A 24333-nucleotide genomic window follows, 5' to 3' on the forward strand; every position below is an offset into this window, starting at 1 on the left:
GTAGAGCGGCGACGAGCGCCGCATTTCCCAACATCAGATCTAAGTCCACTGTCTGAAAAATGTATTTTCTTGCCAAGCGGCGGCGGTGCGTTTTTCAAGTGCTGCCATTTCTGTTTGGTTCAGGGGTTTGAATGCTTGGGCGACTTTGAAATTTTCTTCTAATTGCTTCACTGAGTCGGCGGCGATGACACAGCAGTGCACGCCGGGAAGTGAAAGCGTGTAGCCCATTGCTTGGTGCATTCCATCTAAAACACCGTTCTGAAATAATTTGCCGTAAGCTGGTACTTTCATGGCTATGACGCCGATGTTTTTGGCTTTGGCAACTGGTAAAGCGGTGGTAACAAAAGAGCGCGGGTGATGTTTTTCGGCGGCGTTGAGGGAGATTAATGTTGTGTCAAAAGGATAGCGCTGCAAGCCTGCGGCAATGATGGCTGGTTCGTGGTGTCCGGTGATGCCGGAAAAACGAATTATTTTTTGCTGTTTGGCTTCTTCGATCGCCTTTATTGCTCCTTTGGCACTGAAAATTTGGTCTAATTCGGCTTGGAATGAGACGTGGTGGAGTTGCCACAAGTCGATCCGATCGGTTTTCAATCTTTTGAGCGATCGCTCTAAGTCTCTCCACGCGCCATCTCTGTCTCTGGCAGAGGTTTTTGTGGCTAGGAATAGGCGCGATCGATATGGTGGCAAAACTTTGCCTAAGTTTTCTTCGCTGGGCCCGTACTCGGCCGCCGTGTCAAAATAACGAATGCCTAGTTCGATCGCGCGTTCAATTTGCGCCGCCGCTTCTGCTTCTCTTCCCGGCTGCGACAGCGGTGTTTGTCCGGCCCCCCCCAGACCGAAAATCGGCACTTTCACCCCGGTGTTGCCTAACACTCGTTCTGGCATTTTTACTGTGGCGGCAGCCTTGTTATTGGGTGCGGCTGCGATTTCCCGATCCTGCTGTTCGATCGCCTTAGCACCTGCAATGCCGCTGGCAACAGCTATACTGCTCAATATAAAATTGCGGCGAGTCTTTTTGCGGGCCATTGTTTCCGTCTCCTCAGAATATGTGAGAGAAATTAACCGCGTTTGTGTTGGCACAATAGATAAATTTTTACTGCAAATCCGATAATTTTCCCCCTCTCCGAGGGAGGAGATGGCCGGGGGAAAATTATCTATGTGCCGATCGACTATTGGTCAATTATCCATGCCCGAATCAGTTCGTTTATCTGTTCTGGTACTTCGTCGTGCGGACAGTGACCAGCTTTGATAAAGTGTTCTGTTAACTGCGGATAGTGTTTGCGAAATTTAGCGCTTCTTTCTGTGGAATTCATCCACGGATCGCCTTCTCCCCACAGCATTAGCAACGGGCAGGTTAATTGACTAAGTAATACGTCAATTTTTTCGCCTTGCGGTGTTCGGAATACGGAAGCGAATACTTTGGGGGCACCGGGATCGCAGGAGGGAAGGTATATTTCTTCTACTAATTGGTCTGTAACGGCGCTTTGGTCGAGATATACTTTTTCTAGGGTTTTCCGAATTGTCGATCGCTGGCGCACGTACTGGAACAGCAGAAAACTTGCCCAATCTTGCTGAAATAAAGTTTTAGCTACCCCAGATATGGCTTTTTGCAAGGGCGGGGCTTCGGGTGCGGGCTGCGGTTCGCTGAAGGGGCCGGCGCTGTTGATCAATATGAGTCCGGCTGCTGATTCGGGGCGCTGGGCTGCTACACACAAGGCGGCGTAGCCTCCGAGGGAGTTGCCGGCTAGTACGGCGGGCCGGCCGATGATGTTGGTGATAAAGTCGTGGAGTTGGTCGCGCCAGAGGTCGCCGCTGTACTGTAATTCGGGTTTTGCCGATCGCCCGAATCCAATCAAGTCGATCGCCCACACCTCAAAGTCTTTGCTCAGCCCGCTGATATTTTTGCGCCAGTGGTCTGTGGAGGCTCCAAAACCGTGAATTAACAGCAGGGGAGGGCGTTCTGGATGCCGATCGCTCGATCGAACGTAGTATACTGAATGCCCCCGCCACTGCCAGTAAGTGCCGGCTATGGGGGCTGTGGTGATGGCTGGGGTTGTTTGCATGATGTAAAGAAATAATTATTTACTTTAACTATTGTATCGCGACGCTCAGATTTATAAAGTTTGGCATCCGCGCCGGGGCTCCGCTAGCAAAGGATTCGTCAATGTGAGCGAGTTTGGATCTGGCGATCTTACGCACTCAGGATTAATAAGTTTTGTAACGAATATTGATTTTGTGAGGGTCGCAGCAATGGGAGATGTTTTGCCCGATCGCATTTGGGAAAATAAATCGGGTTTTGGCTGCAACATACCTAGGTATGATGATTGTGCTGTGTGGCGGTAAGAGATAGCTCTGGGGCGATGGGTGCAAAGCTTGGCGGCGAGGGTCGAACCTGATTGGCGAGCGTTAAGGGATCGACTTTTTTATAGTTATTTCCGAGCTTTTCCAGGTGGGGATCGTTTGTTCAAAAGGCGTTGACGGCTTGGGGGATGCAGCGAACCTAAGCGTTACGAGTGGGCAAAATCTGAAATCAAAAATTTCGCGGCTGGGAGAAGTTATAAGTAAAATTACTGATGGTTCTCTGCAGAAGTTTCTCAGAATCGCTGAATATTTTGTGACGTTGTTTGCTGTTCTTAATTGCTTTGATACTCTAATATAGAAGTAGAGCTGCGCCGCTCAATTAATTAGCATTTTGAATACTAGGGAGCCAACTATGCAGGGTGTGAACTTTATCCACCTGAAAGTTAGGGAGTTTTCTGAGTGATTGCTATTTCACCCCGTCCCGTCGGACGCAATTGGATTACGATTAGCTTCGCTTCTACTCTATACCTTTGTCCTATTTTGGATCTGCTCCTAGCAGAAGTGCCAGATTACTGGCAAGCAGAATTGCGGTTGGGGCTTCAAGAAGCTTTGGTAAATGCTGCTAAGCATGGAAACAAATTAGACCCCGGTAAAACTGTTGGAGTCCGTTTTTCGATCGTCCAAAACCAATATTGGTGGGTGATATCGGATGAAGGTTCTGGCTTTAATGCCCCTTGCAGTTGTAACCTTTATACCGATGATTGCGACAATCTCCTCGCAGAGGACGTTGCAGATGACTCTGGACTACCTCATGTGGAACAGGAATGTGGTAGGGGGTTGTTTATTCTTTACCAAATATTCGATCGGGTAGAGTGGAATGCTCAAGGTACAGAGTTACGGCTGTGCAAAGAACTTTCCAGTCGCTACCGGCTGCCTCGTTTGCGCTAGAACTGCTATTTGGTAGCAGTTTTCACCTCAGCTAAACCGGGAAAATTTTTCGTTCTCGGGCTGAAGTTTGCAGTGAGAATTTGAACGTTCTGGCTATTGATAGCTGATCATAATGCAAAATGTGAGTTTTGAGTTAAAAAAGTATAAATTTTTTGAACTCACAATCGCGCTGCTCGATCGAGCGGCGCGATTGTCTAAGTTTTGAGCGACTACTCAAGCCAAAACTCAAAAGCGCCAAGCGTTAGGAAGAACGAAGCAATGTAATTATTTTCCGTGGGTGGGACAGGGAGGAGCCGATATCGATCGATCCAGCCATCCTGCTGCTTGGTTTAAGCGCGGGAGAGCTTCTTCGGGCTGTTTTTTGAGCAAAAAGACCAAAGCGGCCGCAGCTTGCTCGCAGGCCCGCGCGGAACGGTTGGCTTTGAGGCGGTGCCAATCTTTTTCGTGGATGGCGAGGCGCGCGGCTAGAGCTTGGGCTAGTTCTACCGTGCTCAGCTCGTTGAGGTTGACAGTTTGGGTTGTTTGTGTAGTTTCAAGCATAGGTGGTAAGGAAGAAGGAAGAAGGAAGAAGGAAGAAGGAAGAAGGAAAATGCGATAAAATCAATGGTTTCAGCAATTAAAAACGTTTTAAATGCCGATAAAGTTGCTATAGTTATGTCTATTTGGCTAGAGTTCGTTAATTTAGAAAATATACTGCATATAATAACAACTTAATTGGAAATCGGTTTTTTTTATTATTATTGTCAGGTTTGCAGATCGAAATGCCTCAACAGCCGTCAGAGTTAAATCCGGAAGAGCAAGAAAGCGAGTTTGTTCAAGCGCTCGCAGCAGTAGAGCGATCGCTCGCGGCAGTCAAAGAACGGTACACTCAAATTCAGGTCGATCGACAGCGCCAAGTCGAACTCGGCCATCGGCGCGAAGAAATCCGCCAGTCGGGACGCCCAAATCCATTGCCGCAACTAAAAAAAGAATTGCGGGAAATTGAGCAAGAATTGGAAACTATCGAGTTGAATTTAGAAAGCAGCCTGTTTTCTTGGGGAAGCATAAAACAACCTTTTTGGCAAGCAGTTCGCTTTGGGGGACTCGGTATTTTGATCGGTTGGATTTTGAAATCCTATGCAGGTTGAACTATGTTGAGATTTAGGATGTTTTTATTTACCGCAGAGGGCGCAGAGGGCGCAGAGGAAGAGAAAAGAGATAAAGATGGTGCAAAATAAATATTAAATAAACAGGAGTGGAGATGACAAATCAACGAATTGCAGCAATTTTGCGCGCAGGTGAACCAGACGAAACTGTAACTGTTCAAGGTTGGGTTCGTACCAAACGCGAATTGAAAGAATTTGCCTTTGTGGAAGTCAACGATGGTTCGGCGATGGCTAACTTGCAAGTAGTCATAAATTCCGATTTGCCAGACTTTGAAAATGTACTGAAACAACTGAATACAGGTGCATCTTTAGAAGTGTCGGGAGTGCTGGTAGCATCTCCGGCGAAGGGACAGCGAATTGAGTTGAAAGCCTCACAAGTACAAGTTTACGGCGATGCAGACCCGCAAACTTATCCGCTGCAAAAAAAGCGCCATTCCTTTGAATTTTTGCGGACAATCGCGCATTTGCGGCCGCGCACAAACACCCACGGTGCTGTCTTTCGAGTCCGCAATGCTTGTTCGGCGGCGGTACACCAATTTTTTCAAGAACGCGGTTTTTTGTGGGTTCACACTCCGATTATTGCTGCTAGCGACTGCGAAGGTGCGGGGGAAATGTTCGCCGTTACCAACTTTGATTTAAAGAATGTGCCGCGCACTGATTCGCAAGAGGTTGATTATGCTAAAGACTTTTTTGGAAAGCGCGCCTATTTAACAGTTAGCGGCCAGTTGGAAGCGGAAGTTATGGCCCTGGCTTTCGGAAATGTTTACACTTTCGGGCCGACTTTCCGAGCGGAAAATTCTAATACTTCGCGACATTTGGCTGAGTTTTGGATGATTGAACCGGAGATGGCTTTCTGCGATCTGCAGGGAAATATGGATCTGGCTGAGGCGTTTTTAAAGTACATTTTTAAATACGTTTTGGAGCATTGCCCGGAAGATATGGAGTTTTTCAACGAGCGCATTGACAAAACGGTTTTGGCTACTGCTGAAAATATCATTAACAATCAGTTCGAGCGGATTACTTATACGGAGGCGATCGCACTTTTGGAAAAAGCCGACAAAAAGTTTGATTTTCCGGTAAGTTGGGGCTTGGATTTGCAGTCGGAACACGAGCGTTATTTGGCTGAGGACTTGTTTAAAAAGCCGACGATTGTCAGCGATTATCCCGTCGGGATTAAAGCATTTTATATGCGTTTAAACGATGACGAAAAAACGGTGCGAGCAATGGATGTTTTGGCTCCTAATATTGGGGAAATAATCGGCGGTTCGCAGCGGGAAGAAAGGCTGGATGTATTGGAGCGGCGCATGGAAGCCCAGGGTATGAATAAGGAGGAATTGTGGTGGTATTTGGATTTGCGCCGCTACGGTACTGTGCCTCATGCTGGGTTTGGTTTGGGATTTGAACGGCTGGTGCAGTTTATGACGGGAATGGGGAATATTCGGGATGTGATTCCCTTTCCGAGAGCGCCTTTGAGTATTGATTTTTAGCAAAACGTAGGGACACTCCAAGAGCCCGTTGGTGTCAACTTAACGTCAAACGTAGTATCAGTCTACTGTCGGACGATTAAGCCTCGATCCCCCCTAGCCCCCCTTAATAAGGGGGGGACAAGAATATTCTCAAAGTCCCCCTTCTTAAGGGGGATTTAGGGGGATCTAGACTCAGCTAAAAGCGATATTTATCAAGGGTTTTAGGCTGAAGTTGACACCAATGGGCGAAGGCCCGCGCCCCTACCTGAAAACAGAGGAATGCAAGCCTTTGTTACCGATTAAGTCGCCGAGGGAATTGTGATATCAACAGATTGCACTTTGACCGAAGTTCCCAAACTCGATAACGGCGGTTGAATTGCTGCCGTATTTCCCACTACTAATGTTACCAAATTCTCCGGTTTCAAGTAAGTCTTGGCTACGCGCTGCACGTCGGCAATTGTTGCTGCTTCGATGCTGCGGCGGTAGCGAAAAATGAAATCTTCGGGATAACCGTAGTATTCGTAGCGCATTAATCGGGACAAAGTTTGACTGGGATTTTCAAATTTGAAAATGAAAGAATTCAGGGCGGAATCTTTAGCAAAAGCTAATTCTTCCGGGGTAATTGGTTCGGTGCGGATACGCTCGATCTCAGCGCGAATTGCCTGGATAAACGGTACTGTGGCGTCCGATCGCGTTTGGCCTCCAGCGACAAACACCCCCGGATAGTCATATCTCGGACTCCAAGCCGCGTATACTGAATAAGCTAAGCCTTGGCGCGATCGCACGTTATTAAACAAACGACCACCGAAACCGTTGAGAACCCCGTTCATCACGTCCAAAGTACCGTAATCTGGACTGCTGAGCATTCCGCCCAAATGTCCCATTTGCACGTAACTTTGACTTAATTGTGGCTGATTTACCAAAAATACGCCGCCGCCATTTGCTGGCGATACCGTTGGTAGTGCAGGCACTTCTGCACTTTGAGTCGGTTGCCAGTTACCGAATTTTTGCTCGATGAGCGATCGCATTTTAGCGGTATCAAAATCGCCCGAAATACCCAAAATCATATTCTTGGGATGGAAATATTTCTGGTAGAAACTCACCAAATCGTCGCGGGAAATATTGGCGAGGGTTTTGTATTCTACCGTGCGCGCGTAAGGACTGCGAGATCCGTAAATTAACTTTTCAAACTCGCGGGCAGTAATATCGTTAGGATCGTCATTGCGGCGGGCGATCGCACCTTGCTCTTGATTCTTCGCTAAATCCAACTTTTCTTTAGCAAAGATTGGCTCCCGAATCACTTCCGCAAATAGGTCAAATACGGGTTCCAAATCTTCAGCTAAAGCGCTAAAATTAGCGGTGCCAGAAGCAACATCAATGCCCGTTTCTACCGAAGCTGCTCGCTGTTCTAGCAACTGATTTAGTTCATCAGCCGTATGCCGGCTCGTGCCCCCAGTTCGCATCACTTCTCCCGTCAAACCTCCCAGTCCGATTTTATCGGCAGATTCAAAGCGCTGGCCCGTGCGAAATAGCGCCGTTCCCCCGACTAACGGGAGTTCCCGGTCTTCCATCAGATACACGCGGATGCCATTTTTTAGCTCGAAGCGAGTGTATTTAGGCAGTTTAATTTCTGCCAGCGGGGGAAATGTTAATTCGTCGTAGTGTTTGGGTGCCGCCGCAAAGGAAGGTAACAAATTAAACGTGCCAAGTGAAACAGTAAAAAAGCAAAGCGATAGCAGAAATAACTTTACTTTTTTCAGTCTCAATTTAGTCCTTTTCATTCTTTCTCCTAAGTTTTATATTGTGACAATTCTACAGCGAGGCATAGCCTCTGGATCTGCGTTCCCAGGCTCTACCCAAGGCGTGACAACTTAACGTTAAACCAACCGTCTCTCTTGTTTGTCACGAACTGCGAGATCCCCCCTAACCCCCCTTATTAAGGGGGGGACAATACTCTTCTCTAAGTCCCCCTTCTTAAGGGGGATTTAGGGGGATCTAGAGTCGAATAAAAGCGACATTTATTATGGGTTTTAGTCTTAAGTTGTCAGGAATGGGCAGAGTCGGGAAACGAGTTTTCCCTCTTCCTTCTTCCTTCTTCCTTCTTCCTTCTTCCTTCTTCTTACAGTGGCAAAAGCTTGCCAATCGTGCGATTTTCCGGGCGGAAAGTTGCCTGAGAGACACGCTGAATGTCAGCGGCAGTAACAGCCGCGATCGCATCCAACTCCTTGAACAAATTTCGCCACGAACCGGTGTTTACTTGATAGTCCACCAGCGAAAATGCCATGCCCATATTAGAATCGAGCGATCGCAACAAATCTGCTCTTGCCTGAGTTTTCACTCGCTCCAATTCCAAAGCAGAAACCGGCTCAGTTTTCAGGCGCTCGATTTCCTTGCTCAAAGCTGCAGCTACTTCATCAACCGTACGGCCCGGAGCAGTTTGAGCGTAAAATAACATCAAATTCGGATACTTTTCCCCCGGATAACCGCTGAAACCTTGAGCAGCCAGCGCCAATTGCTGCTGTTCTACCAAAGATTTGTAAAGCCGAGAAGTGCGGCCATCGCTGAGCAAAGAACCAATCATTTCATAAATCGCATTGTCGGGATGATTCATCGCCGGCCGGTGGTATCCTTCCAAATACCAAGGTTGAGTTTTTAATTTCAGCGTGACTTCCTGAGTTTGCGTTTGGGGAGGTTCGACAATCTGCAATTCTGGAGGCGCTGGTTTCGCCTTGTAACGGCCGAAATAAATTTGAGCGAGTCGCTTCACCTCCGAAGCTTTCACGTCTCCTACCACCGCCACAGTCAGCTTGCTGGGGACGTAGTGAGTCTCGAAAAACTTCTGCACGTCGCTGCGGCTGAGGTTTTTAATGTCTTCAGTGTACCCAATTACGGGGCGGCGGTAGGGATGAGCAGAGAAAGCTTTGTTAGCAAAAACTTCAACCATTTGTCCGATCGGAGAATTCTCGGTTCGCAGCCTGCGCTCTTCTAAAATTACCTGTTTTTCTTTGTAAAATTCCCGAAATACTGGTTCTAAAAATCGCTCGGATTCCAGCGACATCCACATTTCTAACTTATTAGCTGGGAGGCTGTAAAAATACATTGTGGCGTCGGTGGAAGTAGCGGCATTTAGTCCCACTCCGCCTGCTTGTTCGACTATTTTACCCAGTTCGTTGCGCTTGACAAATTGCGAAGCTTCGGCTTCAACTTTGTCAAATTCTGCTTTTAATTTGGCGACTTCTTCAGTTTTGCCGCTGGCAAGAGCTGCTTGGATTTGCTCGAAGAGTTGGTCTTGTTTTTCTAGCAGCGGCTTTTCGGCTTTGTAGTCGGTAGTGCCGATTTTTGGCGTGCCTTTGAAGGCTAAATGTTCGAGATAGTGAGCGACACCTGTTTGGCCGTCGGGTTCGTTTGCGCCGCCGACATCGGCGTGAATCAGAAACGATGCTACGGGCGCTCTGGGCCTTTCGAGTACGATGAATTTCATGCCGTTGTCGAGCTTAAATTCGCTGACTTGGCTGATTACTCGATCGAGCGAGGGTTGAACAGAGACTGCTTGGGAGCCGCTAGCGGGGTTGGGGCGGGCGAGGGCGATTTCGGGAGAAATGCCCCACCACAGCAGTACAGCGGCCAGCACAGAGGCGATGAATCGAGTTTGGCGATCGGGCGATTCCCTACGGGATAGCTTCGCTTCACGGGGTTTTTGGAACTGCGGGGTCATTCGATTTGCGATTGTAGATTTGGGATTGTCAAACCTGATGTTTGTGCCGAATACAAGAGATTCTTTTTTAAGGATAAAGATTTTTGGAGGCATAAGCGATCTGTTGCGTCCCAGATGTTAGGCTGATACAGCAAATCTCAAAAAGGGTCTGGGACCCGGCGAGGAGTTTTAAGTTTGGGATTAAAGCCGCGCACAACTTAAAACTTAACATTATTTAGCCCTTCAGTCCCGATCCCGTAGTTCCAAGTCGCCAATTACCGATTGCAAAGCCATGCGAATTTTTAATCAGTCTCCTCCTTCTGAAACAGAAACTAAGAAGCGGATTTTACAAGCAGCTCAGCGTTTGTTTGCCCGCAGCGGATACGACGGCACGACAACTCGCGATTTAGCAGCGGCGGCGGGGGTGGCCGAGGGTACGCTCTTTCGGCATTTTGATAATAAAAAAGCGATTTTGATTGAGGTGGCGACGGAAGGATGGGTGGAGTTGCTGACGGATTTGCTGACAGAATTGAGCGAGATGGGCAGTTACAAAGCAGTGGCTCAGGTGATGCGGCGCCGGATGCTGAATATCCGCGAGAATAGCGACATGATGCGGGTGTGTTTTTTGGAGGCGCAATTTCACCCGGATTTGCGCGACAGAATTCAGTTGGAAGTCATCGGAAAAATGAGCGATGTTGCTGAGGCTTTTTTTGAAACAGCGATGGAAAAAGGAGTTTATCGGAAGATGAATCCGAAGATTGTCGCTCAGGTATTTTTGGGAATGTTTGCAGTCGCGGGTTTCAGTCAAAATACGATTATGGAGCCGAATGCTTCTCCGCAGCAAATGCAGGAAATGGCCGAAGGATTAGCGGATATTTTTCTGAATGGGGTTTTGCAGAAAGATGAATAATTAGGGCAACAGGGAAAAGTTGTTATGGGCAAAATTTTGCACTATTCTATTCGGCCGCTAACGCAGGAAGACGAGCCTTTCCTGTGGCAAATGCTCTATGAAGCGGCGCACATGGCAGAAGAAGGCGAATCAACGGTGCAAGCGGTTGTGAATCATCCTTTAATTGCAAAATATGTCCAGAATTGGGGACGTGCAAACGATCTGGGCTTCGCAGCGATCGAATTGAACGGGAGCCAGCCAGTAGGAGCCGCCTGGCTGCGTTTGTTGACAGGGGATGACAAGGGGTTTGGCTGGGTTGACGATACTACCCCGGAATTGGCGATCGCGGTTCTTCCAGAATATACAAATCAGGGTGTAGGAACGCAGTTGCTGGCTCGTTTGTTGTCAGCAGCCAAAATCTCTTATCGATCGGTATCCCTGAGTGTCAGAAGCTCAAATCGGGCCCTTAATTTGTACGAGCGATCGGGCTTTAAAGTCATTGAGGGAAGCGAGACAATCAACCGCACAGGAGGGACATCATTCACCATGAAAGTTGATTTTGATTAAGTGAATTATTACTCTATAAATTCGTACATTTGCTGTACCCAATTCTCTCGATTTTCCTGCCATTCATCCGTCATTACTTCCCAAGTTGTATTGCTTTCAAGTTCCAGCAGTAGACTTGATACTTCTTCAAGCGTCGATGCTATATGACCTTCTTTTATCCAACTGTCACGGATCATTTTCCAGAGACTTTGTACCGCTTCTCGCTGATAATTTGATTCTAATTCAACTAGCAATTTGGCTAGGTGTTTTTCGTCAAAGGTGGCTGACACCTCGCTCATCCAACAGTTGCGACGTTCTTTCCATTCTTCCGTCACTGCATCCCCGTTTAGGTGGGCTTGAAACTCTAACAGTAATTTGTTTAGTTCTACCATATTTAATTTTGTCTTGTTTGCAGTTTGTGCTATATTTGTACAAATTTTATTGATTTAGACTGTTGGTTTTTTATAATGAGCGATGTGGCTGAGGCTTTTTTGAAACGGCGATGAAAAAACAAGTTTATTCAAAGATGAATCCGAAGATTATCGCTCAGGTATTTTTGGGAATGTTGGCAGTCGCAGGTTTCAGTCAAAATACGATTATGGAGCCGAATGCTTCTCGGCAGCAAATGCAGGAAATGGCTGAAGGAGTCGCAGATATTTTTCTGAATGGGGTTTTGCTGAAAGATGAAGAATTAGTGATTAGTCATTAGGAAATTTTAGAGCCTGGGAACGCATATCTACAGGCTCAGACTCGTCGAAACTACTCCTTAAACCTGTGCATTTGCTGTACCCAATTCTCGCGATTCTGCTGCCATTCATCAGCCATAGCTTCCGAATTTATATTGGTTTCTAGTTCCAGCAATAAACTTGATACTTCTTGAACAATCGATGCTGCCAGACATTCTTCTACCCAACGGTTCCGACGCTCTTCCCACTGAATATCCACCGATTTACCCTGCAAGTTAGATTGCCATTCAACTAGCAATTCTGATAGATATGTCAGGTTAACTGATGCTGCCACATCGCTCACCCAACTTGGCCGGCGCTCTTTCCATTCTTTTTTCACTCCTTCCGATTTGAGGTTGCTTTCAAGCTCTAACACTAACTGATTTAGTTCTACCATCTTAAATGTTTGGTTTTTTGTAGTGGGTGCTACAATTATACCAAATTTTTCACTAAACAGAGTGTTAAGTTTTTTCTAAGAGTGCGGTCGCAGTGAAACTACAGAATAGATAACTGAATAATGAGCGATGAATGTACGTTAGATATGCTAAACATTCCCAGCGGCTGGCAGCGCGGGGAAGGTGACTGGACAGGAGTGGCGGCGGCTCTTGCTAGAGGGGAAACTGTAGAAGTAATTCAAGAAGTGGGTTCTACTTTGTGGCAAAACAGTCTGCCAGAAAAACATTCTTTGTATTGGGATGGGGAAAATCTCTCAACTATCAAAGCCAGAATTTGGATTAGTTTCACCCAGAGAAGATTTTCCCCGGAATCTGCTTTGCCAAAGGTTCAGTGGCATCCAAGAGTGTTGTGGATAGGGATAGGTTGCGAACGCGGAACAGATAGAGAATTAATCGAAACTGCGATTAAACAAGTATGCCGTGCTTATCATTTAGCCGAAAGTGCGATCGCAGGTATTGCTACAATAGACACTAAAGCAGGTGAAGTCGGCTTGTTAGAACTTTGTCAAGAGCGAAACTGGCCGTTAAAAACCTTTGCGGCTGACATTTTAAGTTCCGTAGAAGTCCCCAATCCTTCAAATATTGCAGCAAAAGCAGTCGGGACGCCTAGTGTAGCAGAAGCTGCGGCACTTTGTGCGATCGAACTGATATCTTGTACCATTCTCAACAACAGGCAAGATGCCTGTGAAGCGAAGAGTGAATCGGCTTGTGGGGTAGGCATCCTGCCCGCCCGTGAAAAGCTTTTAGTCCCTAAACAAATATTTCGCAGCAAAAATCCCCCCCTTTCACAAGGAGGGGTTAGGGCGGGTTCTGCGGTAACAGTAGCGGTTGCAGTTTGCCCGATCGAGTATCTGGGATAATGTATTACTGAGACAAAGTATTGGCATTCACAAATCGACCAATCACCCCAGAAACGAATGACAAAACAATCGAACCAAACAAAGCCGGCCAAAAACCGTTAACCGCAAAGCCGATATTGAACGCACCCGCCAACAACGAAGCCAGGGAAAGCGAAATTGCATTCACAACAAACAAAAACAAACCTAAACTAATAATGGTCAAAGGCAGCGTCAGCAATGTAAGAATCGGTCTGACAACCGCGTTCACCAATCCGATAACAACAGCAGCCACCATCGCCGCCGGAAAGCTAACCACCGAAATACCTGGTACAATGTTAGCGGTAATGATCAGAGAAACCGCTGCTACTATCCAAGTTAAGAAAAAACTTAGCATATCTTTTTTTCCATCTCCATCACTATTAATTAAGATTGTAACTGTTTAGTCGATCGACCAAAGTTCGGCATACACTACGAAATACCCACCTTGCGAGAATATCAGACTTATGAAACTCCGGCAACTAGCAGCATTCCTTTTGGCGCTAACTATCTTCATCCTGCCGCAGCCAGCCCAGGCTCAATCTAAATATTACGCTCCGCCGTTGTCCTTTAGCAACGCCGAACTGACAAGACGCGATTTTTCCGGTCAAATGCTGCGGGCTGCCGAGTTTTCTAACGCTAATATGGACTTGACTAATTTTTCTAATGCCGATTTGCAGGGAGCAATTATGAGCGCTTCGGTGATGACTCAGGCGAATTTGCACGGAGCAAATTTAACTAATGCCATGATAGATCAAGTTAAATTTACTAATGCCGATTTAAGTGATGCCATTTTAGCGGAAACAATTTTGCTGCGTTCTACTTTTGAGGGGGTTGATATTACCGGCGCTGACTTTACCGACGCAATTATGGACGGCTCACAAATTAAAGAATTGTGCACAAAAGCCAGCGGTATTAATTCTCAAACAGGGATTTCTACTCGTGATTCCTTGGGATGCCGCTGATTTATTTTATCATTCCATAATTTCAATTTCTGGAATATTGGTAGGGGCGGGCTAGAAGCCCACCTACAAAATCAATACACAAAATAAATTTGTTTGTGGAACGGGCCGGAGAGTCCGTTCCTGAAAGCTTAGCCTACACCAAATTTACTAAGGCTTTGCTTTTTTCTGAGCAGCCGCATAATGCTCACTCATTAACTGATTAACTTCTGGATTGTAAATCCGCAGATAATTCCAGTAATTCTCAAACACCGATTTTACGTATCCTTTCGTTTCAGGAAACGGAATCTTTTCCGCAAAAGCATCCGGGTCACTAAAATTAAACCTCTTCAACCAATCTGATACTGCAGTTGGCCCGGCATTATAACTCGCCACAGCTAACATCGAGTTATTCTTGTACTCGTCGTGAGTGTGATCCAAATACCACGTACCGAGTTTAACGTTGTCGTCCACATTCTCCAATGAATACTTTTTGAGACTGATTTGAGAGGCAACCCAAGCTGCTGTTTCCGGCATTACTTGCATTAAACCAGTGGCGCCAACTGAGGATTTGATGGCGGGCATAAACCGCGATTCTTGCCGGATTAATGCTGTTACTAATACAGGATTGATTTTGCGTTCTTGCGACCATTTGACGATGGTTTCTAAGTAAGGAAAAGGATAAAGTGCTTGCCAATAAATTGGTTGCTGTCTGAGTTCCAGGTATTGGGCTCTATCATCTGGTTTGTCTCGCTGCCGCAAACTACCAACCATCCACAAACCGTCTAAATTGTCTCCGACTCCTACTCGCATTAAACCATCGGTAAACTGTTCCGCAATACTTGGTTCTACGCGGTCGATAAATTCTATTTGCCACAGCGTCCAAGCATCTCTATCTTGACCTAATTGATAGAGTTCTTTCAACGCAGGAGAACCCGCAGTTGGTTCGGGGCGCTGAGGCGGTCGGACTACATTGGGAGACAAATCTCGGACTGTGGTAAAGTCGCCGACGGGCCAGCCAAGAAGTACAGCCGATCGCCACGCAAAATATGATTCGGGATAACGTAAGATAGTGTACTCAAATGCAGTCTTGGCGTCTTGTTGGCGGCCGAGTTGCTGTGCCCATTTTCCGACCCAAAATGCTGCTTCTGGAGCTTGTTCGCTGTCGGGATTGTGGGTGGTTAATTCTCTTGCCCACTGCCAAGCTGATTTTAAATCTCCGCCTTTGGCAAACTGCTGGGCGATCGTCCACCGCAATTCGCCTGCTTTATCAGAATTGTTGTATTTTGTCAATAGCAACTTGCGGGTATCTGAGGCGGATTGACCGCTGCGTGCTTTGTCGAGAAGTTGGGATTTATCTAACAAAGCTTCGGGGGCATAATTGGGGAATTTGCTAATAACTCGATCGAGATAAACCATCGCATCCTTTGGATCGCTCAGTCGCGACAGCCGAATTAAACCCAAACCAGTATCTTCGGCATCGGGAAACTCGCGCACTAATTCTTGATAGGCAATTCTCGATTCCGGGATTTTTCCGTCGAGCCACAAACCGCGAGCTTTTCGGTAAAGATTTTTGGCGTTGCGGGGGGCTTTCCCGTAAGCAATAGCTCCTTTGCCGTAATCTTGTTTTTCCCAATAGCCAAAGGCAATTTCTTCCCAATCTTCCGGTTTTAAAGTGGCGCTGTTTCGCTGCACCAGTTGTTCCAAAATTGTCCCGTAGTCTTTGACATAATGACCGTATTTTGCTACGAGCAGCATCAACTGCGGCTGATTGGGATTTTCTTTTAACTTGCCGAGGGCAATTTCTACGCTGCGGGGATGACCCGGAAATTCTGTAATTGCCTGTTGCCAATATTCCGGTTTTGACTTGCCTAAAACATATAAAGCTTCTGCTGCTACGGGGTCGCTCGGATAGTTTTTGAGCAGTTCCTGCCAAGCTTTTTGGGCTTTGCCTTTGTCGCCGCTCAATTGGTAAGCTTGCGCTCTTTTTAAGGCAATGTGAGCAGCTAAAACCGGATATTCTTGCTCTAATTTGTCCAATAACTTTAATGCTTTGGCCGCATTTCCTTGTTGGATTAAATCGCTGGCAAGCAGGTAGCGAGCGCGGCTTTGAGGGGAGATTTGCTGCTGCGGGTTCGTACTTGCAGACTGACTGGCTGCGAGTTCAACTAATTTCGCCGATCGCTCGCTCGGTGACAGCGACACCAGCATCTTGACTTGCGATTCGGAATTCGCTGCCTCCAGGGACTGCTCGGCCTTCTGGAATGAGCCCAAACCCATCCATTTCATCGCAGCAACCAAAGAGCCGATCGCCATAACGCAAACTGAAACGCTGATTAAAACAGAAAATCGGGCCCGGCGTCGTTTTAGCATGGGAAAATTTAAGAGAATAACAATAGATAACCGATCGTTTGTCAAAAGCCATCAGAGGCAGGATGGGTGTTCCACGCCATCACAGGCAGGATACCTGTTTAACGAGAAATAAATGTTAAGAGTGGGGCGGGTCCTTTTGGCAGACCCCAAAACAGATTATTGAGATTGGCGCGAGATCCGATCGCAGGCGGACTTGGCTGATATAGTAGCAGAATTTATTTTGATGTGGAGCGGAAAATTTGTGCGATCGATCTATTTGCCCGCACCAAGGAAAAACGACAAACCACTAACTACCAAAACTTATGCTTAGAGCCTCCGTGCTGGGGCCGGGAGAGGAAAGCTAACAACAGGCTGTCTTCCCGCAGTATGGGTCGGATATTTAACCATTCTTCATATCCTACGACTATTTGCAGGATACAATTAACAGGTCAAGTTAAGGTCGTTCTTAATATGGCTCAGCTAACACTAACGTTAAAGCTTCCGTTTCACAGGTTGAATGCCTGCAAAGCACTTGAATTTGAGCGGCTAACCGCCGTCAATACGGCTGTTGCAAATGCTTTGCTGGCAGTTGACAACAAGGAGCGTAAAAAGCTGACGAGTGCCGCGTTTAGACATATTGAGATTGGATCGATGTGGATCAATCAAACCATTCGGAACACCCATGCAAAAACTAAGGTGAAGCACTTTAAGCAAATGTGGCTTGAAGTGAACAACCAAGGTTATGAGGTTCTCAAGTCTGGCAATTTATTCACTGTCTCTTTCAGTCTCTATCGAGGGCGGAAAGGAAGAATTCCTCTTGATGTTCATGCCGCCTCGCATACCGAAGTTTTGGATAAAGCGATCGAAGGTTCTGCCAAATTAGGCAGTCTGAAGCTATGCAAGTCCAAAAAAGGTGTTTGGTATGCACTCATTTCTGTATCGATGGAAGTTCCCGATGCAGGTGATGTTAAAGGTTGGATTGGAGTCGATCGAGGACAAAACAATATTGCAGTCGCAGCACTGCCCAACTCCTTCGGCAAGTTCTGGAATGGTCGCAAAGTTAAAGCCACCCGACGACGGTTTCAGAAAACCCGTAAGGTTCTCCAAGAAGCGAAAAAGCTGAAAAAGGTTAAGCAGCTAGAATCGCGTGAGCGTCGCATCATGACGCAGATCAATCACGAGATTTCTAGGCAGTTGGTTCAGTTTGCTTCATACTTCGGAATGGGATTGCGGTTTGAGGATCTTTCTGAAATCAGAAGTACCTCAAAGCAACGCAAGAAAACCAAATCGGATGCAGCTCAGAACCGAGATGCTTGGGCGTTCTATCAGCTTGAAATCTTCACCCGCTATAAAGCGATTCGTGCAGGTGTTCCCGTTGAGTCGGTGCCGGCACCCTATACCAGTAAATCGGATCATCGAAATGGTGTTATGGGCAAACGAGTCAAGCACCAATTCAAAGGATTTGATGGGTATCGCTGTAACGCGGACTGGAACGCTTCGCAAAATATTGGGCAGTGGGTAGGATTTGCGTGTCCTTTGAATCTTCAGAAAGCGGTGTCTGTAATGGAAATCGTTGATTCAGAGGATGGGGTCAATGACAGTCCCTTAACTGGTGATGCGTCTTTGACGACGGCTTCAGCCTCGTCTTAGACAACCGCTAGAATCCCTCGCGCTTGGGCCGGGGGGGTGTCAAAAAGTACAATCTAAAGTCTAAAATCTCAACTCTAAATCAAAACATGGAATTTCTAGTCACCGATACGCCCCGCTCTGTTTGGACCGGAGACGCCTTGGCAATTGGTCTATTTGAGGACGCCCTGGAACTCACGGGCGATCTGGCACAATTAGATGAAAAGCTGGCAGGCACTTTGAAAGAGCTGCTACTGGAAGTAGATTTTAAGGGCAAAGTGGGCACGAGCGCCATCACCCGTGTCGGCGGCAATAATCCCATTCGCAAAATTGCGATCGTCGGTTTGGGCAAAACAGAGGACTTAAAATTAGACACCGTGCGGCAAGCAGCAGGTGTTTGCGCCAAGTTAGCCAAAAAAGAGAAATGCAAAACCCTCGGAATTAGCTTTCCGGTGTGGAAAAACGCGCCGGATGTTACAGCAAGCGCGATCGCCGAAGGTGTAGAACTCTCCTTGACTCAAGACAACCGTTTCAAATCGGAACATGAAGACAAAAGCCCGCAACTCGAACAAATTCATTTGCTCGGTTTTGCCGGTACCGAAAGTGCGATCGCCCGCGCCCGCCAAATCACTGCCGGAGTCATTTTAGCACGGGAATTAGTCGCAGCCCCGGCAAATTTTGTCACCCCGATTACCATGGCAGAAACTGCTCAAAGTCTGGCTGCCGAATGCGGTTTAGAATTAGAAATATTGGAGCGGGAAGACTGTGAAAAACTAGGCATGGGAGCTTTTCTCGGCGTAGCCCTAGCATCGGATTTACCACCAAAATTCATCCATTTAACTTACAAACCCGAAGGCACACCGCGCCGCAAAATAGCTATTGTGGGCAAAGGATTGACCTTTGATTCTGGGGGTTTGAACATCAAAGGTGCCGGCAGCGGCATTGAAATGATGAAAATAGATATGGGCGGCGCTGCCGCTACTTTGGGAGCGGCAAAGGCGATCGGACACATCAAACCCGATGTGGAAGTTCACTTTATCAGCGCCGTCACTGAAAACATGATCAGCGGCCGCGCCATGCGCCCTGGAGACATCCTTACAGCTTCCAACGGCAAAACAATTGAAGTCAACAATACCGACGCTGAAGGCCGTTTAACCCTGGCTGATGCTTTGGTATTTGCTGATAAATTGGGAGTTGACGCGATTGTCGATTTAGCAACTCTAACCGGGGCCTGCGTAATTGCTTTAGGCGACGATATCGCGGGTTTGTGGAGTCCTCAAGATAGCGTCGCCGCCGAAATAGTCGCAGCCTCAGAATTGGCAGGCGAAAAATTTTGGCGAATGCCGATGGAAGAAAAATATTTTGAGGGCTTGAAAGCATTGCACGCCGACATGAAAAACACAGGCCCGCGTCCCGGCGGTTCGATTACGGCGGCGCTATTTTTGAAGCAGTTTGTAAAGGATACTGCATGGGCGCATTTAGATATTGCCGGCCCGGTTTGGAGTGACAAAGAAAATGGCTACAATGGCCCTGGGGCTACCGGTTTTGGAGTTCGGACTTTGGTGCATTGGGCGCTGGGCGGCGCTTAAGTGTGGATTTCGAGCGCATAAATTGAGATTTTCTCTGCCTTAAAAGTCTGCTAGTCCATGAGAGAGCCTGGGGTTTAAGACCCCAGGCTCACAGCTTAAGTCATCTAAAAGCAAACTTAATAACGATCATTAAAAATTTAAATGTTTCAGAAGCCATAAGGAGGCGAACCTATCTATTCCCTCACTGCGAGGAACGTAAGCGTTGCGAGCAGTGACGATCGGCATTGCTCATACTTGGGATAAAGCTTCGTTCCCGGGGCCAAACCTCGACAGTTTTGACATTCGCTGAAAAAATAGCGGTTTCAGAAAAAATGAAAAAAGTATATAATTATGTAAATATTTCACTAGCCAAAATCAAATAATTAGATTTGATCGGATTTGCATTGGTACAGATAATTTTTTTCTTGAACTTCATGCAAGAACAATTAACAATTTTTTTTTCACCACTTGCTGTATCTTCGGCACTCGGGTGCAATGCGGTGCCGGAGTTGCGACTGTACGCTGTTTTTGACTCGCTGACGGCACTGGCTTATTGCTCGATCGCCCTATCTTTAGTTTATTTTACCCGCCAAGGTTCTCACCGCAGGATTTTCCGGGTGTTTGCCGTTGTTTTTTTTGTCTGGGGCGCGGCTAAATTGACAGAAGTTTGGACGCTTTGGCATTCCATATATTGGCTGTCGGTAACTCTCAAAGCTACAAGTGCTTCGATTTCTTGGCTTTTAGCCGCAGTCGCCCTCGCCCTGATGCCGAAAGCACTTGCCGAGTCTGGTTTCAATCAAAGAGAAAAATTTCAACAACAGTCGTTAAAACAGGTAGAAGAAAATCAGCACCAGCATGATATCGAGAAAGGAGAATTGCCAAAACAATCGATCGATCTTTACGCTTCAGATACTATTGTCGATCGCACTTTAGCTCTCAATTCGCTTAACGAACAGTTAGAAAAAGAAATTGCCGATCGCCAACGGGTTGAGGAAAAGTTGCAACTGACTCAATTTGCGATCGACCGATCGGCAGATGCGATATTCTGGATCGGGCCCGACGGTAAATTTTTGTACGTCAACGACGCTGCTTGCACTTCATTGGGATATTCTGCCACTGAATTGCTCTCGATGACCGTGCACGACATCAATCCAGATTTTCCCCAAACTGCTTGGAGTTTGCACTGGAAAGTCTTAAAACGCTGCGGTTCGGTTAATATTGAAGTTCACCACCTCACTAAGTACGGTCGCATTTTTCCGGTAGAAATTACGATCAACCATTTGGAATTTAACGGCAAAGAATATCAGTGCGCGTTTGCTCGCGACATTAGCGAGCGCAAGCGGATTGAGGCCGCTTTGCGAGAAAGGGAAGAAGAATTTAGGTCATTAGTTTCTAGCATTCCCGGTGCGGTTTACCGATGCAGTGCTGCGGGGCGATCGAGCCTAACTTTTATCAGCAGTGGCATCGAAGCTATTTCTGGCTATCCCGCAGCTAACTTTATGCAAAAACCGGTGCAGGCTTTTCCGAGTATAGTTCATCCCGATGATGCTGACCACATCGAGACAATTATCGAGCGGGCTATTAAGACAAAACAACCTTACATCATCGAATATCGCCTAATTCACTGCGACGGAAATGTGCGGTGGGTTGCAGAGAAAGGTCAAGCCCTTTTCAACGCAGACGGTGAAGTTTTATCGCTCAACGGCGCCATTTTTGACATGACAGAGCGCAAAGCAGCCGAGGATGCTTTGCGGCTCTCCGAGGCGATCGCCAACAACAGAGCCCAGCAGCTAGAAATCGCTCTCAAAGAACTTCGAGAAACTCAAGCTCACCTAATTCATACCGAAAAAATGTCAAGTCTCGGTCAAATGGTAGCTGGAGTAGCTCACGAAATTAATAACCCTGTCAGTTTTATCTACGGCAATATTTCCTACGCCACCCAATATATCCGAGACTTGTTGCAGCTTGTAGAACTTTACCAAAAACACTATCCTCAGCCCGTGGTAGAAATTCGACAATGTATTGACAATATCGATTTAGAATTTATGACAGAAGATTTACTAAAAATATTATCTTCGATGAAAATGGGAGCAGATCGCATTCGCGAAATAGTTCTGAGTTTGCGAAACTTCTCGCGTTTAGACGACTCGGTAAAAAAACTTACTAACCTTCACGAAGGCATAGATAATACCCTCTTAATATTGCACAACAAACTCCGAGCCAGAGGCGACTATCCAGAAATAAAAATAATCAAAGATTACGGTCAACTCCCTTTAATAGAATGTTATGCAGGTCAGCTCAATCAGGTATTTATGAATCTGCTTAGCAACAGTATTGACGCTTTGGAAGATGCTTGCAACCAAAAAAGGCGATCGGCGGCCGGCGGCGACGATTGGAAACCAACTATTAGGATTCGCACAGAAGCCCTGAACGAAAATAGTATTTGCATCCGCATTGCCGATAATGCGATCGGCATGACAGAAGACGTGCGGAGCCGATTGTTCGATCCGTTTTTCACGACTAAACCGATGGGAAAAGGCACGGGTTTGGGGTTAGCCATCAGTTACCGAATTGTCGCGGAAAAACACGCCGGAGCCTTGAGCTGCTGTTCCACCGTAGGAGAAGGTACGGAATTTGCGATCGAGATTCCTTTATGAATTAGTCCGGCGGAAGTATCAAGAATTTGGCCGAAGTTATCGATCGCTATAAATTGTAAAGTGGGGTGTAAAAAACTTTTAATTTTCCAGAAAAATCCAAAAATTGGCTAGAAATTACCTAGGTAATAATCAACATGGCAGTGAAATGGTAAATTCTGTACCTCGACCTAAAGTTGAGTAGACTTCTAGCATACCGCCGTGTTTCTCAACTACAATCTGCCGCGCGATCGCCAAACCCAATCCCGTGCCTTTACCCACACCTTTAGTTGTAAATAAGTGGTCAAAAATATGACCTTTTATCTCATCTGATATCCCTGGCCCGTTGTCAGAAATGCGAATATTCACCCAATCCTTAGACTTCATTTCTGTCCGAATCCTGATGCAATGGGCTGGGGCTTTAGTCTTCTCTAAACTCGGTTCCCGCTTTGATTCTTCCAGTGCATCAATGGCATTGGCTAATATATTCATAAACACCTGATTTAATTGTCCGGGGAAGCAATCAACTGATGGCAAGTTCCCGTACTCTTTCACAACTTCAATCGCTGGACGCTGTTCGTTCGCTTTCAATCTATGTTTTAGAATCAAAATCGTACTGTTAATTCCGTCATGAATATTGAAAGGAACTTTGTAATCTTTGTCGGAGCGGGAGAAGGTACGAAGACTGGTGCTGATACCTTGGATGCGATCGCACCCGATTTGCATCGAATTCAACATTTTGGGTAAATCTTCTAAGAGATATTCGATATCGCTCTCTTCAGCTTTTTCTTCAATCTCCTCACCCGGACTGGGAAATTTTTCTTTATAGAGTTGCAAGTATTCTTTAATATCCTTGACGGCGGCGATCGCTTCATGAATATTACCAGAAATAAATCCGACTGGATTATTAATTTCATGGGCAACCCCGGCTACTAAATTCCCCAAAGCCGACATTTTTTCGCTCTGCACTAATTGCAGTTGAGATTGTTCCACCTGGTGAGCGTAGTCCTGGGCTTGCTGATACAATCGCGCATTTTCTAGGGAAATGGCAGCCTGGGTGCAGAGGAAGTTGAGGATGAGGAGACGATCGCGAGTAAACACTCCTTTTGTCGAGCTATGTTCCAGATAAAGTATCGCAACTAAGTTCCCGCGATCGAGAATCGGAGTACATAGCATACTCTGAGAGTGATACTGGAGCGTACAGTCATTCATTAAACCCGGAATATCGGTCTTGCCACCTTCAATTACCACAGTTTCCAGGGTGTGTTTGACATAATAAACCAGCTTGAGCGGAATCACCGCCGAGCCATCTAGAGGTTGGGTTTGCAGCAGGGTTGTGGGTGGTTGGTTATCTGGATTGATGTGAGTTATTGCCCGGATTTGCCATTCCTTCTGATGGGGGAGTAGCAAAGCACAAGTTTCTGCCCCAGAAGTTTTCAAAATAATTTGGTTGAGGGTATCGAGTAATTCATCAAGCTGAATTTTACTGGATAAAGCTTGAGCAGCTTGCATAATAGATGCGAAATCTAGGGCATCGGAAATACTCGTGCTACTGGTGGTGGAAGTGTGCGAAGAGTGGCTAATCGTTGCCAGCGTCTCTAGAGGATTAAAGCGAAGTGTGGGCGGATTCAGGATAGGCTGAAGTAATTGGGGATACCTTTTTTCTAAGTCTTCAACCTTGGCTAGTGCACCCCAACGGGCATAACAGTAATATGCCTCCTGCATATAGCTGGCGGCGACTTTTTCTTTGCTCCAATCAAGGTAGAATTTTGCGGCGAGTTCGTTGGCTAATGCTTCCTCTTGGATATAACCGTTTTCCTTGGCTCCTTTAATTGCTATATCGTAAAATTCTATAGCTTCTGTTTTGCGAGCAAGAACGCGATTTTTTTCAGCTTCAACTAAATGATATTTGTGCAAGTAATTCATGGGGCCATAATCTGCCCAGTCTTTGAGCTTGGCTTGATTTTCTTCCATTCGCTGCCATCGCGGCTCCGACTGCGACATCGATTCCGACCCAGTGGCCAGCACGTTTAGAGAATCATAGAAGTAGAAGATCGGTTCAACAATACTTCCCATCCCTCCAGCCAAATACTGTCGCGTTTGAGCGGCATCGTGTTCTGCTTTAGCAAAGTCTTCCAACCAGTAATTCAATGTGAATCGATACAGGTA

20 protein-coding genes and 1 pseudogene are annotated in these 24333 nt (G+C 46.5%); 11 read left to right on the plus strand and 10 right to left on the minus strand.

Features of this window, described 5'->3' with window-relative positions:
* Positions 1-39 precede the first annotated feature (39 nt).
* Positions 40-1080, minus strand: coding sequence for an aldo/keto reductase (locus QUA62_RS15990; protein WP_445301670.1), 1041 nt, complete (start codon positions 1078-1080; stop codon positions 40-42).
* Between the two features lie 89 nt (positions 1081-1169).
* Positions 1170-2063, minus strand: coding sequence for an alpha/beta fold hydrolase (locus tag QUA62_RS15995; protein ID WP_333405339.1), 894 nt, complete (start codon positions 2061-2063; stop codon positions 1170-1172).
* Positions 2064-2760: 697 nt separating this feature from the next.
* Between QUA62_RS15995 and QUA62_RS16000 the strand changes: the two genes are divergently transcribed.
* Positions 2761-3249 carry an anti-sigma regulatory factor gene (locus QUA62_RS16000; RefSeq protein WP_333213983.1) on the plus strand — a complete coding sequence of 163 codons (489 nt, stop codon included), beginning with the start codon at positions 2761-2763 and terminating at the stop codon, positions 3247-3249.
* Between the two features lie 264 nt (positions 3250-3513).
* Here QUA62_RS16000 and QUA62_RS16005 read toward each other — a convergent pair whose 3' ends face one another.
* Complete coding sequence (locus QUA62_RS16005) at positions 3514-3789, minus strand: DUF6439 family protein (RefSeq protein ID WP_006631172.1); 276 nt, start codon at positions 3787-3789, stop codon at positions 3514-3516.
* A 221-nt stretch (positions 3790-4010) separates the two neighbouring features.
* Between QUA62_RS16005 and QUA62_RS16010 the strand changes: the two genes are divergently transcribed.
* Both QUA62_RS16010 and asnS read left to right on the plus strand, forming a co-directional pair.
* Entirely contained in the window at positions 4011-4376 is a 366-nt protein-coding gene (locus tag QUA62_RS16010) for a DUF2203 domain-containing protein (RefSeq protein WP_333213981.1), read from the plus strand.
* Between the two features lie 113 nt (positions 4377-4489).
* Entirely contained in the window at positions 4490-5881 is a 1392-nt protein-coding gene (gene asnS, locus QUA62_RS16015) for an asparagine--tRNA ligase (RefSeq protein WP_333213979.1), read from the plus strand.
* A gap of 278 nt (positions 5882-6159) precedes the next feature.
* On the opposite strand, the gene QUA62_RS16020 is transcribed toward asnS, so the two are convergent.
* Both QUA62_RS16020 and QUA62_RS16025 read right to left on the minus strand, forming a co-directional pair.
* Positions 6160-7641: a pitrilysin family protein gene (locus QUA62_RS16020; protein WP_333405341.1), complete on the minus strand. Its 1482-nt coding sequence runs from the start codon at positions 7639-7641 to the stop codon at positions 6160-6162.
* 338 nt (positions 7642-7979) lie between these two features.
* A complete protein-coding gene (locus tag QUA62_RS16025) occupies positions 7980-9575 on the minus strand; it encodes a pitrilysin family protein (protein WP_333405343.1) in 1596 nt (531 codons plus the stop codon).
* A 271-nt stretch (positions 9576-9846) separates the two neighbouring features.
* On the opposite strand from QUA62_RS16025, the gene QUA62_RS16030 reads away from it, so the two are divergent.
* Together QUA62_RS16030 and QUA62_RS16035 are read left to right on the plus strand one after the other, a co-directional pair.
* A complete protein-coding gene (locus QUA62_RS16030) occupies positions 9847-10464 on the plus strand; it encodes a helix-turn-helix domain-containing protein (protein WP_333344804.1) in 618 nt (205 codons plus the stop codon).
* Between the two features lie 24 nt (positions 10465-10488).
* A complete protein-coding gene (locus QUA62_RS16035; protein WP_333405345.1) occupies positions 10489-11010 on the plus strand; it encodes a GNAT family N-acetyltransferase in 522 nt (173 codons plus the stop codon).
* A gap of 8 nt (positions 11011-11018) precedes the next feature.
* Here QUA62_RS16035 and QUA62_RS16040 read toward each other — a convergent pair whose 3' ends face one another.
* Positions 11019-11381, minus strand: coding sequence for a hypothetical protein (locus QUA62_RS16040; RefSeq protein ID WP_333405346.1), 363 nt, complete (start codon positions 11379-11381; stop codon positions 11019-11021).
* Positions 11382-11456: 75 nt separating this feature from the next.
* On the opposite strand from QUA62_RS16040, the pseudogene QUA62_RS16045 reads away from it, so the two are divergent.
* Positions 11457-11698, plus strand: a pseudogene (locus tag QUA62_RS16045) (TetR/AcrR family transcriptional regulator); the annotation flags it as partial.
* Positions 11699-11748: 50 nt separating this feature from the next.
* On the opposite strand, the gene QUA62_RS16050 reads toward QUA62_RS16045, so the two are convergent.
* Positions 11749-12111, minus strand: coding sequence for a hypothetical protein (locus QUA62_RS16050; RefSeq protein ID WP_333213965.1), 363 nt, complete (start codon positions 12109-12111; stop codon positions 11749-11751).
* A 120-nt stretch (positions 12112-12231) separates the two neighbouring features.
* On the opposite strand from QUA62_RS16050, the gene QUA62_RS16055 reads away from it, so the two are divergent.
* Positions 12232-13029 (plus strand): cobalamin biosynthesis protein, encoded by a 798-nt coding sequence (locus tag QUA62_RS16055; RefSeq protein WP_333405348.1) that lies wholly within the window; start codon positions 12232-12234, stop codon positions 13027-13029.
* A gap of 4 nt (positions 13030-13033) precedes the next feature.
* Here QUA62_RS16055 and QUA62_RS16060 read toward each other — a convergent pair whose 3' ends face one another.
* On the minus strand, positions 13034-13402 hold the full coding sequence (locus tag QUA62_RS16060) for a phage holin family protein (RefSeq protein ID WP_333405350.1): 369 nt from the start codon (positions 13400-13402) through the stop codon (positions 13034-13036).
* 109 nt (positions 13403-13511) lie between these two features.
* On the opposite strand from QUA62_RS16060, the gene QUA62_RS16065 reads away from it, so the two are divergent.
* Positions 13512-14009 carry a pentapeptide repeat-containing protein gene (locus QUA62_RS16065; RefSeq protein WP_333405352.1) on the plus strand — a complete coding sequence of 166 codons (498 nt, stop codon included), beginning with the start codon at positions 13512-13514 and terminating at the stop codon, positions 14007-14009.
* Positions 14010-14156: 147 nt separating this feature from the next.
* Here QUA62_RS16065 and QUA62_RS16070 read toward each other — a convergent pair whose 3' ends face one another.
* Complete coding sequence (locus QUA62_RS16070) at positions 14157-16358, minus strand: transglycosylase SLT domain-containing protein (protein ID WP_333405353.1); 2202 nt, start codon at positions 16356-16358, stop codon at positions 14157-14159.
* Between the two features lie 450 nt (positions 16359-16808).
* Here QUA62_RS16070 and QUA62_RS16075 point away from each other — a divergent pair, with 450 nt between their 5' ends.
* The 3 genes from QUA62_RS16075 to QUA62_RS16085 all read left to right on the plus strand — a co-directional run bounded on the left by QUA62_RS16075 (position 16809) and on the right by QUA62_RS16085 (position 22188).
* Complete coding sequence (locus QUA62_RS16075) at positions 16809-17987, plus strand: transposase (RefSeq protein WP_333405354.1); 1179 nt, start codon at positions 16809-16811, stop codon at positions 17985-17987.
* Between the two features lie 86 nt (positions 17988-18073).
* A complete protein-coding gene (locus QUA62_RS16080; protein WP_333405356.1) occupies positions 18074-19552 on the plus strand; it encodes a leucyl aminopeptidase in 1479 nt (492 codons plus the stop codon).
* 413 nt (positions 19553-19965) lie between these two features.
* Complete coding sequence (locus QUA62_RS16085) at positions 19966-22188, plus strand: PAS domain S-box protein (RefSeq protein WP_333405358.1); 2223 nt, start codon at positions 19966-19968, stop codon at positions 22186-22188.
* A gap of 129 nt (positions 22189-22317) precedes the next feature.
* On the opposite strand, the gene QUA62_RS16090 is transcribed toward QUA62_RS16085, so the two are convergent.
* Positions 22318-24333, minus strand: a 2016-nt coding sequence (locus QUA62_RS16090; RefSeq protein WP_333405360.1) for an ATP-binding protein, incomplete at its 5' end; no start/stop codon positions are given.

The organism is Microcoleus sp. MON1_C1, assembly GCF_036701945.1.
GTDB lineage: Bacteria > Cyanobacteriota > Cyanobacteriia > Cyanobacteriales > Microcoleaceae > Microcoleus.